This is a genomic window from Mesorhizobium sp. B2-3-10 (assembly GCF_006442275.1).
Taxonomy (GTDB): Bacteria; Pseudomonadota; Alphaproteobacteria; order Rhizobiales; family Rhizobiaceae; genus Mesorhizobium; species Mesorhizobium australicum.
The window spans coordinates 972,881-986,838 of record NZ_VFVT01000001.1 but is presented as its reverse complement, the minus strand read 5'-3'; the positions used below and the strand labels follow the sequence as shown (position 1 = coordinate 986,838).

Here is a 13,958-nt window from a genome sequence, read left to right as displayed (position 1 = left end):
CCGCCTTTTTTGTACGCCGCAGCAGGAGCCACGGTTGCCTCAAAGCGAATCCAGCGGAAATTTGAGGTAGCGCCGACCATTGGCTTCCGGCTCCGGCAGCCGCCCGCCATTGATGTTGACCTGCAGCGCGTGCAGGATCAGCCGCGGCATCGGCAATGTGCGATCGCGCGCCTCGCGTAGCGCCACGAACTCGGCCTCTGTACGCGCGGCGACAAGATGGATGTTGGTCGCCTTCTGCGCCGCGACCGTGCTTTCCCACATCGGTTCGCGCCCGCCGGCCTGGTAATCATGGCCGACGAACAGCCGGGTTTCCTCCGGCAAGGCCAGGATGCCCTGGATCGAGCGCCACAACCGCGCGGCGCTTCCACCGGGAAAATCCGTTCTTGCCGTGCCGCTGTCGGGCATGAACAGGGTGTCGTGGATGAAGCCGGCGTCACCGATCACATAGGTGATCGATGCCAATGTATGTCCAGGCGAGAACAGCACCCTGACCGGAAGGGTTCCGATCCGGAAGGTCTCGCCCTCGGCGAACAGCCTGTCCCACTGTGAGCCGTCTGCCGGAAAGTCCGGCCAGTTATAGATCACCTTCCACAGTGCCTGGACGTCGACGACCTTGTCGCCGATCGCCATCGGCGCGCCGGTCCTCTGTTTCAGGTAATGCGCCGCCGAGAAATGGTCAGCGTGGGGATGGGTATCGAGAATCCACTCGAGCTCCAGCCCGTTTTCCCCAATGAAATCGAGCAAGCTATCCGCGCTCATCGTACTCGTCGCGCCGGATTTTTCATCGAAGTCGAGGATCGGATCGATAATGGCGCATCGCTTCGTCGCCGGGTCAGCGACGACATACTGGATGGCCCCGGTCGGCTTGTCATAAAAGCCGCTGACCTGCGGCTTCGCCAAAGTTATCTGCACGTCCGGCTTCCCCAGACCTAGCCGGCAGGAACGATTTTCTCCGCCGGAACCCACCGTGAGCATGGTTGTCCGCCCCGACGAACCAGTCAAGCATGACTTGGTTCGCAGGAGCGGAAAACGCCGGAAACCATTCCGCGTGCTGGCTCAGGCGGAGGGCTGCTTGGTCTTCCTGAGATAGGGCAGGATGGTCTCGTAGGCGCCGAAGCGCTTGATCGCATCCTCGTTGGAAACGGCGGCGGTGATGATGACGTCCTCACCCTGTTTCCAGTTCGCCGGCGTCGCCACTTGATGCTTGGCGGTGAGTTGCATGGAATCGACCGCCCGCAGGATCTCGTCGAAGTTGCGCCCCGTGGTCATCGGATAGGTCAGCACAAGCTTGATCTTCTTGTCCGGCCCGATGACGTAGACCGAGCGCACGGTGGCGTTGTCGGCGGGTGTGCGGCCTTCCGAAGTTTCGCCGGCACCGCCTGGCAGCATGTCATAAAGCTTGGCGACTTTGAGGTCCTTGTCGCCGATCAGCGGGTAATGCACCGAATGGCCGGTCGCCGTCTTGATGTCGTCCTGCCATTTGCCATGGCTTTCGACCGGGTCGACCGAAATGCCGATGATCTTGACGTTGCGCTTCTTGAACTCGCCCTCGAGCCCGGCCATCGTGCCAAGCTCGGTCGTGCAGACCGGCGTGAAATTCTTCGGATGGCTGAACAGGATCGCCCAGCCGTCGCCGATCCAGTCATGGAATTTGATGGCTCCCTGCGTGGTCTCGGCGGTGAAGTCCGGCGCGATATCGTTGATACGAAGACTCATGACCTATCCCTACCCCTTGTGAATGTGGCCGGATCTTCGCCGCCCGGCGCCCGGCACCTGATCGTAGCACCGCAGCGCGACTGATTAAACGCTGGAGATGACGGCCATTCACTCGATGGGCAAAAATTTTTCCCCACACGCGGGATCAGGCCAAAAAAATACGTCGTGGTATCGGGCATGAGACAAGCGGCAGGGATCAGCGAAGACGCCTCAGGCCTTGTTGATTGCCAGCGTCGCCGACAAATCTTCCATACGCTGCGCCAGGGCGCCGAGCGCGCTGGTCAGCACGCTGTCGCTCTTGTCGGCCTTGGTCAGCGCCTCGTCGCGCGTCTTGCGCAAGGTCAGCACTTCGCTTTCCATGCCCTTGACGCGCTTCTGCAGCTCGGAAAGCTCGTCCATCACCATGATGCCGGCCATGACGGTCAGCCGCTGGTCGCCGATCTCGCCGAAGGAATCCTTCAGGTGCGAGACATAGCGGTCGAAACGCTCGGCGAGATCAATCAGATGCTCTTCCTGGCCCTCGTCGCAGGCCATGCGGTACTGCTTGCCGTCGATTGAAACCGTGACCTGTGCCATCGGGCCAGCTCCTATCTGTCCAACACAGCGCGGATGGTTTCCATCGCGGTCACCAGCCGTCGCGACACTTCCTTGTTGGCGTCTTCCAGCCGTTCGGCGCGCGCTTCGGAATTGTCGAGTTCCTGCGCCAACCGCGAGCGGTCGGCATTCATCCGCTGCACTTCGGCTTCGGCTTCCGAATAGTCGCGTTCATGCTCGAGCTTGGCCGCGACGGCGTTTTCCAGCCCTTCGATGGCCTTGCTCAGCCTGGCGATCACTTCCTTGAGCGTGGTTTCCCCGGTCATGGCTTCGTCCTGTGCCCTGCCCATCACCGAATCGTTCGCGTTCAGAACGCGTTATCCCGGAAACATTAGGCACCGGGTGAAGGCAACGTCAATAAAGCTCTCGCGACTGTCCCCCGCTAACGCTAAAGTAGGTCCACCGCCGACATCACAAGACCGGCAAATCTGCACCCGATTTGTTGACTAAAAGCCCGCGCCTGCTATGTGTCGCGCACCCTTTTCAAGGGCTCTCCCAAGCCCCCAAACCCCCACCCTGGAGGTACCATGACGTCGCGTGAACAACATGACCGGATGGCCAATGCGATCCGTTTTCTCTCCATGGACGCCGTCGAGAAGGCGAATTCCGGCCATCCCGGCCTACCCATGGGCTGCGCCGACATTGCCACGGTGCTGTTCACCCGCTTCCTGAAATACGATCCCAAGGCCCCGCATTGGGCCGACCGTGACCGCTTCATCCTGTCGGCGGGCCATGGTTCGATGCTGCTCTATTCGTTGCTGCACCTGACCGGCTACGAAGACATGACCATCGACCAGATCAAACACTTCCGCCAGTTGGGCTCGAAAACCGCCGGCCATCCCGAATATGGCCACGCCACCGGCATCGAGACCACGACCGGCCCGCTCGGCCAGGGCCTCGCCAATTCGGTCGGCTTCGCGCTCGGCGAGCGTATCATGAACGCCGCCTTCGGCAACGACCTTGTCGACCACTACACCTATGTGCTGGCCGGCGACGGCTGCCTGATGGAAGGTGTTTCCCAGGAAGCCATCGCCCTTGCCGGTCACCTCAAGCTCAACAAGCTGATTGTCTTCTGGGACAACAACAACATCTCGATCGACGGTCCGGTGTCGCTCGCCGACAACACCGACCAGGTCGCGCGCTTCCAGGCCTCCGGCTGGAACGCCAGCCACATCGACGGCACCGATCCGGAAGCGATCGCCTATGCCATCGAGGCCGCCCGCCATTCCGACAAGCCGACGATGATCGCCTGCAAGACGACCATCGGCTTCGGTGCCCCGACCAAGGCCGGCACCAACAAGGCGCATGGCTCGCCGCTCGGCCCAGACGAGATCGCTGGCGCGCGCAAGTTCTTCAACTGGGACTCGCCGCCCTTCGAGATCCCGGCTGACATTCTCGATGCCTGGCGCTCCGCCGGCAAGGCCGGCGTCAAGGCGCGCACGGACTGGGAAGGCCGCCTGGCCAAGGCCGATCCAAAGCTGAAGGCCGAGTTCGAGCGCCGCACCAGTGGCAAGCTGCCGGCGAATTTCGACGCCGTCATCGCCGACTACAAGAAGAAGCTTTCAGCCGACAAGCCGAAGGTCGCGACCCGCAAATCGTCGGAAATGGCGCTGGAAGTCATCAATGGTGCGGTGCCGGAAACCATCGGCGGCTCGGCCGACCTGACCGGCTCCAACAACACCAAGACCAGCCAGACCAAGAACATCACGCCGGACGATTACGGCCAGCGCTATGTCCATTACGGTATCCGCGAACACGGCATGGCTGCCGCGATCAACGGCCTGACGCTGCATGGCGGCCTAATCGCCTATGGCGGCACCTTCCTGTGCTTCTCCGACTACGCCCGCCCCTCGATGCGGCTTGCCTCGCTGATGGGCATCCGCTCGATCTTCGTCATGACCCATGATTCCATCGGTCTGGGCGAAGACGGGCCGACCCACCAGCCGGTCGAGCACATGGCGGCCCTGCGCGCCATTCCCAACCACAATGTGTTCCGTCCGGCCGACGCGGTGGAAACCGCCGAATGCTGGCAGATCGCGCTCGAATCCGAAAAGACGCCGTCGACCCTGGCGCTGACCCGCCAGAACCTGCCGACGGTGCGCACCGAGTTCACAGAAAAGAACCTGAGCAGCCAAGGGGCCTATGAGCTCGCCGCCGCCAGCGGCGAGGCCGCCGTGACGATCTTCGCCACCGGTTCCGAGGTCGAGATCGCGCTTGGCGCACGCGACCTTCTGGAAAAACATGGCCATCCGACCCGTGTCGTCTCGGTGCCTTGCTTCGAACTGTTCGACAAGCAGACCGACGCCTATCGCAAGAAGACGATCGGCGACGCACCGATCAAGATGGCGATCGAGGCCGGCATCCGCCAGGGCTGGGATCATCTCATTGGCTCGGACGGCATCTTCATCGGCATGACCGGCTTCGGTGCGAGCGGTACGATCGAACAGCTTTATCCGCATTTCGGCATCACCGCCGAGGCGGCCGCCAAGGCGGCGGAAGCCCGCCTGCACGGCGGATGAGGCCCCGGCATGTCGCCCAAAAGTGTGTCGCGGTCTTGAGATAACGACATGCACGAAACAAAATACCCGGCGAGATCGCGTGAAAAGCGGTTTTGCCAGGCTGGCCCAACCTAATCGATTTAAATCCAGCCCGCTGCGGCTGGATTCTTTGCCCGTCCGCCGCTATGAAGCTGCGGATCAATCGTCTGCCCTCCAGCTCCCCGGGAGAGAAAAATGACTGTCAGAGTTGCCATCAACGGATTTGGCCGCATCGGCCGCAACATCCTGCGCGCCATCCATGAGTCCGGCCGCAAGGATATCGATGTCGTCGCCGTCAACGATCTCGGTCCGGTCGAGACCAACGCCCACCTGCTGCGCTTTGACAGCGTGCACGGCCGCTTTCCGCATGAAGTGTCGGTCGACGGCGACCAGATCAGCGTCGGCAAGGAGAAGTTCAAGGTCACCGCGATCAAGGATCCGACGCAGCTGCCGTGGAAGGAACTCGGCATCGACATTGCGCTCGAATGCACCGGCATCTTCACCGCCCGCGACAAGGCCGCCGCGCACCTGACCGCCGGCGCCAAGCGCGTGCTGGTCTCGGCGCCCGCCGACGGCGCTGACTTGACCGTCGTCTACGGCATCAACCACGACAAGCTGACCAAGGACCACATCGTCATCTCGAATGCGTCCTGCACCACCAACTGCCTGGCGCCGCTGGCGGCCGTCCTGCATGAGACGGTCGGCATCGAAAAGGGAATGATGACGACGATCCATTCCTACACGGGCGACCAGCCGACGCTGGACACCATGCACAAGGATCTCTACCGCGCCCGCGCCGCCGCCCTGTCGCAGATCCCGACCTCGACCGGTGCCGCCAAGGCGATCGGCCTCGTCCTGCCCGACCTCAAGGGCAAGCTCGACGGCATCTCGATCCGCGTGCCGACGCCGAACGTCTCGGTCGTCGACTTCAAGTTCATCGCCAAGCGCTCGACGACGGTGCAGGAAATCAACGAGGCGGTCATCGCCGCCTCCAACGGCAAGCTGAAGGGCATCCTCGGCGTCACCCATCACCCGAACGTGTCGATCGACTTCAACCACGATCCGCGCTCCTCGATCATGGCGCTCGACCAGACCAAGGTGATGGACGGCAACTTCGTTTCGGTGCTGTCCTGGTACGACAATGAATGGGGCTTTTCCAACCGCATGGGCGACACCGCGGTCGCTTTCGGCAAGACCATCGCCTGATCGAAGATCGATCTTCCCGACACTCGAAACGCCCGGCCTCGTCCGGGCGTTTTCATTTGCCGGAGCAGCAACGCGAAAATCGGCGGCGCCGGGCAAAAAACCACCCTCCCGCCTTGCACTGGTCACGCCTTCGCCCCACTCTGCCGTGAAGCCAGGAGGCAGAGGAATTCGAGGGGCAAATCACGGATGGAGCATGCGATCTATCTCGTTACGCTGGTCGGCACGGCGCTTGTTGTCGCCGCGGCGTTTTCGAGCCTGATCGCCTTTCGCTTCGGCGCTCCGCTCCTGCTCCTGTTTCTGTGCATCGGGCTCGCCACCGGAACCGACGGGCTCGGCATTCAGTTTGACAATGCCCGCATCGCTTATTTTGCCGGCTCACTGGCGCTCGCCGTCATCCTGTTCGATTCCGGTTTCGGCACGCCGCTCAACGCCCTGCGGCAGGCGGCAGGACCAGCCCTGTCGCTGGCGACCTTCGGCGTCCTTCTCACCACCGGCCTGTTCGGCGCCGCCGCCTACTACCTGCTCGACCTCAGCTGGCTGGAATCCTTCCTGCTTGGCGCAGCCGTCGCCTCGACCGACGCGGCGGCGGTGTTCTTCCTGCTGCGCGCCGGCGAGATCAATCTGCGCGAGCGCGTGCGCTCCACGCTTGAGGTGGAATCGGGCACCAATGATCCGATCGCCATCTTCCTGACCATCACGCTGGTCGAGATCATCGCCGCCCACGCCAACCCCGAAGCCAATGTCCTGGTCACCAATCTCATCCTCGGCTTCCTCATCAACATGGGGCTTGGCGCGATCGTCGGCGTGCTCGGCGGCCTCGCCATCGTGCGCCTTGTCGACCGGCTCAACCTCGACCATGGCCTGCTGCCGATCTTCGTGCTGACCCTGTCCTTGATGGTCTTTGCCGCCGCCGGTGCCATCGGCGGCTCCGGCTTCCTGGCGGTCTATATCGCCGGGCTCATCGCCGGCAATTCCGACATCCGCGCTGTCACCATCCTCAAGCGCTTCCAGGACGGCATGTCGTGGCTGGCGCAGATCATCATGTTCCTCATCCTCGGCCTGTTCGCGACGCCCTCGCAGTTCCCGGCGATCATGGTGCCTGCGATAGCGCTTGGCCTGTTCCTGATGTTCGTCGCCCGTCCTGTCGCGGTTTGGCTCTGCCTGGTCCCGTTCCGCCTGCCGCGTCCCGAAGTCGCCTTCGTCTCCTGGGTCGGCCTGCGCGGCGCCGTGTCCATCCTGCTCGCCATCACACCGCTGCTCGGCGGGCTGGAAAACGGCCGCACCATCTTCAACGCCGCCTTCATCATCGTTCTGGTGTCCCTGGTCATCCAGGGCTGGACCGTCGGCCCGCTGGCGCGGCGCCTCGGCCTGATCGTGCCGGCCCGGCTCGGACCGCTGGACAAGGTCGAACTGGAACTGCCCGGCTCCGCGCACCACGAACTCCTTGCCTATCGTGTGGCGCCGGGCAGTCCGGTGGCGCGCGGCGAACGCATCCCGCGCTGGGCGCGGCCCTCGCTGGTGCTGCGTGACGGCCGCTCGATGCGTTTCCAGGACATGGGCCGGCTCGCCGCCGGCGATCAAGTCTACATCTTCGTGCCCGATCGCTATCCCCGCCTGCTCGACAAGCTGTTCGCCAGCCGCGCCGTCGTCGATCCCGAGGATGCCGATTTCTTCGGCGCCTTCGCCGTCGATCCAGCGCGTTCCGCCGCCGAACTGGAAGCCGCCTATGCGCCCGGTCTCAGCGAGGCCGAGCAGAAACAGACCGTCGGTGCGCTGGTCACGGCGCGGCTCGGCGGCCATGCCGAATATGCCGACCGCGTGCTGCTTGGTCCGATCGAGCTGATTGTGCGCGACGTCGACGACAAGGGCAAAATCACCGGGCTCGGCCTGTCCTTCGAGCCGACCGCGCCGGTGGCGCGCGTGCCTGTCTTCCTGAGCGCCGGCGAGATCGGCGACCGTCTCGCCGCCTTTATCCGCAGCTGGCGCAAGCCGGCTGAGGCGCGGGGGGCAACACAGGCGGATGACGCCCCTGAGCCCCCGGTCGAGAAAGCGTCGGCCGAAAGCTGAGGCGGGCGACCGTTTGCCCGCTGACATAGGCCGGGCGGTCTTCACGGACTATGTCCCCGTCCGCCTCAAAATTTCGCACCCGGCCCCAGCCAAAGCCTTGCATCGTCATTGATGCGAGGTATGGTCCCGGCGATTTCAGACGAAAGGGAACCGGCATGGCTGTCTTCAAGACACTGGACGATATCGGCAACATCAGCGGCAAGCGCGTGCTGGTGCGCGTCGACCTCAACGTTCCCGTCGCTGAGGGCAAGGTCACCGACGCCACCCGCATTGAACGCATCGCGCCGACCATCGCCGAATTGTCCGGCAAGGGCGCCAAGGTCATCCTGCTCGCCCATTTCGGTCGGCCCAAGGATGGTCCCTCGCCTGAATTCTCGCTGGAGCCGATCGCCAGGGCGACGGCTGAGGTGCTCGGCCGTCCCGTTGGATTCGCCTCCGACTGCATCGGCGACACGGCAGGCAGCGCTGTCGCCGCAATGGACAAGGGCGACGTGCTGCTCCTGGAAAACACCCGCTTCTACAAGGCCGAAGAGAAAAACGATCCCGCTTTTACCGAACGGCTCGCCGCCAATGGCGACATCTTCGTCAACGATGCCTTTTCCGCCGCCCATCGCGCCCATTCGTCGACTGAAGGGCTGGCGCACCTCTTGCCCTCCTTCGCCGGCCGCACCATGCAGGCCGAACTCGAGGCGCTGGAGAAGGGCCTGGGCAACCCGGTCCGTCCGGTCGTTGCCATCGTCGGCGGCGCCAAGGTCTCGACGAAGATCGACCTGTTGATGAACCTGGTGAAGAAGGTCGATGCTCTCGTCATCGGCGGCGGCATGGCCAACACCTTCCTCGCCGCGCGCGGCACCGATGTCGGCAAGTCGCTGTGCGAGCACGACCTGGCTCCGACCGCCAAGCAGATCATGATCGAAGCGGCGGAGGCCGGCTGCGCCATCATCCTGCCGGTCGACGGCGTCGTGGCCAAGGAATTCAGGGCGGGTGCGGCCTGCGAGACCATCGCCATCTCCGACATGCCGGCCGATGGCATGATCCTCGATGTCGGCGCCAAGACCGTGACGACGATCGGCGAGTGGATCGACCGCGCCGCGACGCTTGTCTGGAACGGACCGCTCGGCGCCTTCGAGATCGAGCCGTTCGATCACGCCACGGTGGCGGCGGCCAAGCATGCGGCGGCGCGCACAAAGGCGGGCAAGCTGGTTTCGGTCGCCGGCGGCGGCGATACCGTGGCTGCATTGAACCACGCCGGTGTCGCCGACGACTTCACCTATGTCTCGACCGCCGGCGGCGCCTTCCTGGAATGGATGGAAGGCAAGCCATTGCCCGGCGTGGACGTGCTGAAGCGCTGAGGGCACCACGGCTCACCGGCAATTCGATCAACTCGAAGGGAGCTGGCGGCAGCGCCGGCCATTTTCGCTCGATTCGAGCTTTCCGGCGTCATTCCTTTGGCGGTAGTGTCCTGCTGGCCGATACCAACCGGTTAGGAGAAGCATGATGAGCGAACGTCTCGAAGACATTGCCGCCGCGATTGTGGCCAACGGCAAGGGCCTGCTGGCCGCCGATGAAAGCTCCGGCACGATCAAGAAGCGCTTCGACGTCATCGGCGTCGAATCTACCCCCGACAGCCGCCGCGACTACCGCGAGATGATGTTCCGCGCCAAGGACGCGATGGCCAAATACATTTCCGGCGTCATCCTCTATGACGAGACCATTCGCCAGAAGGCCGCCGACGGCACGCCGCTGGTCGACATCATCAAGGCGGCGGGCGCAATTCCAGGCATCAAGGTCGATGCCGGCGCCAAGCCGCTGGCCGGCTTTCCCGGCGACACCATTACCGAAGGCCTCGACGGCCTGCGCGAGCGGCTTGCCGACTATTACAAGCTCGGCGCCCGCTTCGCTAAATGGCGCGCGGTGATCGACATCCATATCGGCAAGGGCGTGCCTTCGGTCAATTCGATCAACTCGAACACCCATGCGCTTGCCCGCTATGCCGCACTTTGCCAGGAGGCCGGCATCGTGCCGATCGTCGAGCCCGAAGTGCTGATGGACGGCGCTCACGACATCGACACTTGTTTTGAGGTCTCCAAGGCGACGCTGATAAAACTCTATGACGAGCTCCACGCTGCCGGTGTTGTCCTCGAAGGCACGATCCTGAAGCCCAACATGGTGCTTTCTGGCAAGAAGTCGGGCACGGTGGACAGTCCTGAGCAAGTCGCGGAGAAGACGATAAAGCTGTTCCGCGAGACGGTGCCGGCCGCGGTGCCGGGCATTGCCTTCCTCTCCGGCGGTCAGGAGGACGAGGAGGCGACCGCCAACCTCAATGCCATCAACGCCATCGGCCCGCATCCGTGGAAGCTGACCTTCTCCTATGGCCGCGCGCTGCAGGCCGCCCCGCAGAAGGCATGGAGCGGCAAGGCCTCGAACATCGCCGCCGGCCAGGCCGCCTTCACCCACCGCGCCCACATGAACCACCTGGCGGCACTTGGGAAATGGAAGGCGAGCCTGGAACAGGCTGCCTGAAGCCCCTGCTATCCTTCCCTTCGAACCCGGGCAGACGTGCCCGGGTTTTGTTTGGCGCACCGGCCTTGGGTCAAGGCATTCGAATTCTTATTTTCTCTGAGCATTCCTGACAGCGGCGATGTCGGGGCGAGCCCATCCCGTACGTCCTTGGGGTGCAGACAGGGAGAAGTTCATGCATCGCAACAAGGTCGTTTCGCGCGAAGAATGGTTCGAGGCTCATAAGGCACATCTGGCCCGCGAGAAGGAACTGACGCGGCTTCGCGAGCGCGTCGCGGCCGAGCGGCGCGAACTCCCCTGGTTGAAAATTCGCAAGGACTACGTCTTCGAGACCGAAAGGGGGCCGAAGAAACTTGCCGATCTGTTTGGCGCCAACAGCCAGCTGATCGTCTACCATTTCATGTTCGGGCCGGGCTGCGTCAATCATTGCGAAGGCTGCTCCTTTCTTGCCGATCATATCGACGGTGCCAACCAGCACCTCATGCACCACGACGTATCGCTGGTAGTGATCTCGCGCGCGCCGCTGGACGAGCTTGTAGCCTACAGGCAGCGCATGGGCTGGAAGTTCGACTGGGTGTCGTCCTATGCGTCGGATTTCAACTTCGACATGCAGGTCTCCTTCACCGACAGGCAGATCGCGGCTGGCGACACCACCTACAATTTCGAGACCCGACCCCGGACATCGAAAGAGCTTCCGGGCGCCAGCGTTTTCTACAGGGACGAGAACGGCGATATCTTCCTGACCTTCGTTTCGCGTGCCCGTGGCGGCGAACAACTGATCGGCGCCTACCACTATCTGGACCTGACGCCGAAGGGCCGGGGTGAGACCGGCCTCTACCGCAATCTGATGGATTGGGTGCGGCTGCATGACGAATATGCAGGCGAGCCGCAAGCGGAGCACGATTGCCACGATGGCTGACCAGCAAAAGTGCGGAGCGCCTTCGGAATTGCGTAAAACAAAGGGGTAGAGCGTTCGAGGCGATCCTGTTTTCGCCGGAAATGCTCGTTCACCTCTCTCGCGACATGCGTTAGATGCTGGTCGCAAACCAGTTCAATGGACCAGCGATGCGACGCTTTCCGACCTTCCTCACCTGGCTCGCCTTCCCGATCTATGTCTGGCAGGGCTTGGGTGTCCGCCGCCGCACCTCGCGCATGCTGCCGGCGCGGGGACCGGTCATGCACGAGATCTCGGGCCAGGCTCCGGCGATCTCGCTGTTGGTGCTGGGCGATTCCTCCGCCGCCTCGGTCGGCATCGGCAATTCCGAAAACGGGCTTGCCGCGCAGCTTGCCGTCATGATTGCACAGCGCACCGGCGGCGCTGTGCGCTGGCGTGCCGCCGGCTTCAATTCGGCGACATCTGGTCAGATCCGCGACCATGTCCTGCCCAATCTGTCGGCTGATCCGTGGACGCATATCGTGCTCGCCATCGGCACCAACGACACCAAGAATTTTCATTCCGTGCCGCGCTTCAAGAAGGAGTTCGGCGGCCTCCTCTACGCGCTGCGCGCCAAATGGCCGGAGGCGCGCGTGGTATGGTCGCCGGTGCTGGAGTTCACGCGTGCACCGGCCATGCCATCGCTGCTCGGCAAGATCCTCGAGATCCGCGCCACCGCGATGAACCGGATGGGCGAGCGCCTCTGCCTGGAGCGCGGCGCGGTGCCGGCGCCGCGCCTGCCGATCACCAACCCCGAGGCCGGTTTTGCTTCCGACGGGTTTCATGCCTCGGAGGCCGGCTACCGGGCCTGGGCGGAACATCTCGTCGGCCCAGTGCTTGCCGGCTGAAGAGCGACCGCAGCTGTCGCCAGGCTTATGTCAGGTGCCCGAGCACGGCCGCCAGTGAAATCGCCGCCATGGCGAGCAATGCCAATTTCCAGAAATCGCCGCGGCGCCTGAGCCCCGGCCAGCCGAGCGGCTTGATGAGCTGGATGACCATGAACCCGACGATGACAAGGGCAAGGAGTTTCGTCATGCTGCCTTTGACCAGCAACGCTTGCGCCTGTCAAAGCGGTTCGTTCGGTCTCCGGGAAGAAAAGGCGCCGCGAACCCGAAGCGGAACGCGACGCACGCCTTGACCGCGCAGCAATCTACTTCAGCGGCTTGAGGCCAGCCTCGATCGATGCGCGTTTTGCCTCCAGGAACGGCGGCAGGGCAAGGCTTTCGCCCAGCGTCTCCAGCGGCTCGTCGGCTGTGAACCCTGGCCCGTCGGTGGCAATCTCGAACAGAATGCCGTTCGGCTCACGGAAATAGAGCGAGCGGAAGTAGTAGCGCTCGACCTCGCCGCTTGACGGCAGCCGGAATTCCGCCAGGCGCGCCGTCCACTGATGCAGCGTCTCCTCGTCTGGCGCCCTGAAGGCGACATGGTGAACCGCACCGGCGCCTTGCCTTGCGGGTGCCAGCCCGGGCTGCACGGCCACATGAAGCTCCGCCGCCGGCCCGCCCGCGCCCATTTCGAAGACGTGGACCTGGCCCTCGCCATCAGGCGAGGCATAGTCGCGGACCTTGCGCATGTTCATCACCCCGGCCAGCACCGCCTCGGTGTTGGTGATGTCGGGAACACTGATAACGATCGGCCCCAGTCCGCGGATCTGATGCTCGGCCGGCACCGGGCTTTGCGCCCAGGGATGGCTGCCGCCCTTGCCGCCATCGCTGACGAGCCGCAGGCGCTGGCCTTCGGGGTCCTCGAAATCCAGTGACTTGTAGCCGCCGATATCGGCAATCTCTCCTGTCACGATGCCCTCGCTGGCAAGGTGCTGCTTCCACCAGCCAAGGCTCTCCTGGCTGCCGACCCTGAGGCTGGTCCGCGCGATGCTGTGTGTGCCGCGCCGTTCGCGGCCGATCGGCCAGTCGAAGAAGGTGAGGTCGGTACCCGGCGTTGCCTGAACTCCGGTCACTTCGCTGAAGGCCGCCTATCCCGACAGTCCGTCGCCAAGCTATGAACAATACTGCCTCGATTAGCCCTTCCTTAGTGAACAATCCGCGCTCGCGTGACCCGTCACGACAAGAACGGAACAGTCGCCACACGACCTGCCATCCTCCTGACAGACTGCTGTCAGGAGGGGTGTGCGATAGTGTCTCCGGTTAGAGAGAGGAGATTGGTCATGAACGGTTTTACCATTCTGCGCGGCATGCAGCATTATGTCGGCAAGATCCGCACGATGCGCAACGAGATCCGGACCCAGCGGTTCATGAACGCGCTGCCCGCAGACATTCGCAAGGATATCGGCTGGCCGGACATGTATGCCGAGCGTCGCCATCACGGCAATTGAGACGAAATTTTCAACGCAGCGGTTGGATGCTCACGCGTCAGCACCCAGATAT

General features: G+C 63.4%; 13 protein-coding genes and 1 pseudogene. 8 read left to right on the top strand and 6 right to left on the bottom strand.

The window, feature by feature from the left end; genetic code table 11:
- Positions 1 to 39: 39 nt before the first annotated feature.
- From FJ943_RS05030 to FJ943_RS05015, 4 genes are all read right to left on the bottom strand, one after another.
- Positions 40 to 912 (bottom strand): MBL fold metallo-hydrolase, encoded by an 873-nt coding sequence (locus FJ943_RS05030; protein WP_140720091.1) that lies wholly within the window; start codon positions 910 to 912, stop codon positions 40 to 42.
- A gap of 144 nt (positions 913 to 1,056) precedes the next feature.
- Positions 1,057 to 1,716 (bottom strand): peroxiredoxin, encoded by a 660-nt coding sequence (locus tag FJ943_RS05025; RefSeq protein ID WP_015315373.1) that lies wholly within the window; start codon positions 1,714 to 1,716, stop codon positions 1,057 to 1,059.
- 210 nt (positions 1,717 to 1,926) lie between these two features.
- Positions 1,927 to 2,292 (bottom strand): cell division protein ZapA, encoded by a 366-nt coding sequence (locus FJ943_RS05020; protein ID WP_015315372.1) that lies wholly within the window; start codon positions 2,290 to 2,292, stop codon positions 1,927 to 1,929.
- An 11-nt stretch (positions 2,293 to 2,303) separates the two neighbouring features.
- Positions 2,304 to 2,576 carry a DUF4164 domain-containing protein gene (locus FJ943_RS05015; protein WP_015315371.1) on the bottom strand — a complete coding sequence of 91 codons (273 nt, stop codon included), beginning with the start codon at positions 2,574 to 2,576 and terminating at the stop codon, positions 2,304 to 2,306.
- 261 nt (positions 2,577 to 2,837) lie between these two features.
- Here FJ943_RS05015 and tkt point away from each other — a divergent pair, with 261 nt between their 5' ends.
- The 7 genes from tkt (at position 2,838) to FJ943_RS04980 (ending at position 12,422) form a co-directional block, all read left to right on the top strand.
- Positions 2,838 to 4,829 carry a transketolase gene (gene tkt / locus FJ943_RS05010; RefSeq protein ID WP_140720089.1) on the top strand — a complete coding sequence of 664 codons (1,992 nt, stop codon included), beginning with the start codon at positions 2,838 to 2,840 and terminating at the stop codon, positions 4,827 to 4,829.
- Between the two features lie 213 nt (positions 4,830 to 5,042).
- Positions 5,043 to 6,053, top strand: a complete 1,011-nt coding sequence (gene gap / locus FJ943_RS05005; protein ID WP_015315369.1) for a type I glyceraldehyde-3-phosphate dehydrogenase — start codon at positions 5,043 to 5,045, stop codon at positions 6,051 to 6,053.
- A gap of 186 nt (positions 6,054 to 6,239) precedes the next feature.
- Positions 6,240 to 8,120: a potassium/proton antiporter gene (locus tag FJ943_RS05000; RefSeq protein WP_140720087.1), complete on the top strand. Its 1,881-nt coding sequence runs from the start codon at positions 6,240 to 6,242 to the stop codon at positions 8,118 to 8,120.
- A 155-nt stretch (positions 8,121 to 8,275) separates the two neighbouring features.
- Complete coding sequence (locus tag FJ943_RS04995) at positions 8,276 to 9,472, top strand: phosphoglycerate kinase (protein WP_140720085.1); 1,197 nt, start codon at positions 8,276 to 8,278, stop codon at positions 9,470 to 9,472.
- A 145-nt stretch (positions 9,473 to 9,617) separates the two neighbouring features.
- Positions 9,618 to 10,643 (top strand): class I fructose-bisphosphate aldolase, encoded by a 1,026-nt coding sequence (locus tag FJ943_RS04990; protein ID WP_140720083.1) that lies wholly within the window; start codon positions 9,618 to 9,620, stop codon positions 10,641 to 10,643.
- A 172-nt stretch (positions 10,644 to 10,815) separates the two neighbouring features.
- Positions 10,816 to 11,559, top strand: a complete 744-nt coding sequence (locus FJ943_RS04985) for a thioredoxin family protein (protein WP_015315365.1) — start codon at positions 10,816 to 10,818, stop codon at positions 11,557 to 11,559.
- 146 nt (positions 11,560 to 11,705) lie between these two features.
- A complete protein-coding gene (locus FJ943_RS04980) occupies positions 11,706 to 12,422 on the top strand; it encodes an SGNH/GDSL hydrolase family protein (protein ID WP_015315364.1) in 717 nt (238 codons plus the stop codon).
- A gap of 25 nt (positions 12,423 to 12,447) precedes the next feature.
- Here FJ943_RS04980 and FJ943_RS04975 read toward each other — a convergent pair whose 3' ends face one another.
- Both FJ943_RS04975 and FJ943_RS04970 read right to left on the bottom strand, forming a co-directional pair.
- Positions 12,448 to 12,609: a hypothetical protein gene (locus tag FJ943_RS04975; protein WP_015315363.1), complete on the bottom strand. Its 162-nt coding sequence runs from the start codon at positions 12,607 to 12,609 to the stop codon at positions 12,448 to 12,450.
- Positions 12,610 to 12,724: 115 nt separating this feature from the next.
- Positions 12,725 to 13,516: pseudogene (locus FJ943_RS04970) on the bottom strand (ring-cleaving dioxygenase); the annotation flags it as partial.
- Positions 13,517 to 13,738: 222 nt separating this feature from the next.
- Between FJ943_RS04970 and FJ943_RS04965 the strand changes: the two are divergent.
- The gene (locus FJ943_RS04965; RefSeq protein WP_015315361.1) at positions 13,739 to 13,906 is read left to right on the top strand and encodes a hypothetical protein; all 168 of its coding nucleotides are present in this window, start codon (positions 13,739 to 13,741) and stop codon (positions 13,904 to 13,906) included.
- Positions 13,907 to 13,958: the final 52 nt, after the last annotated feature.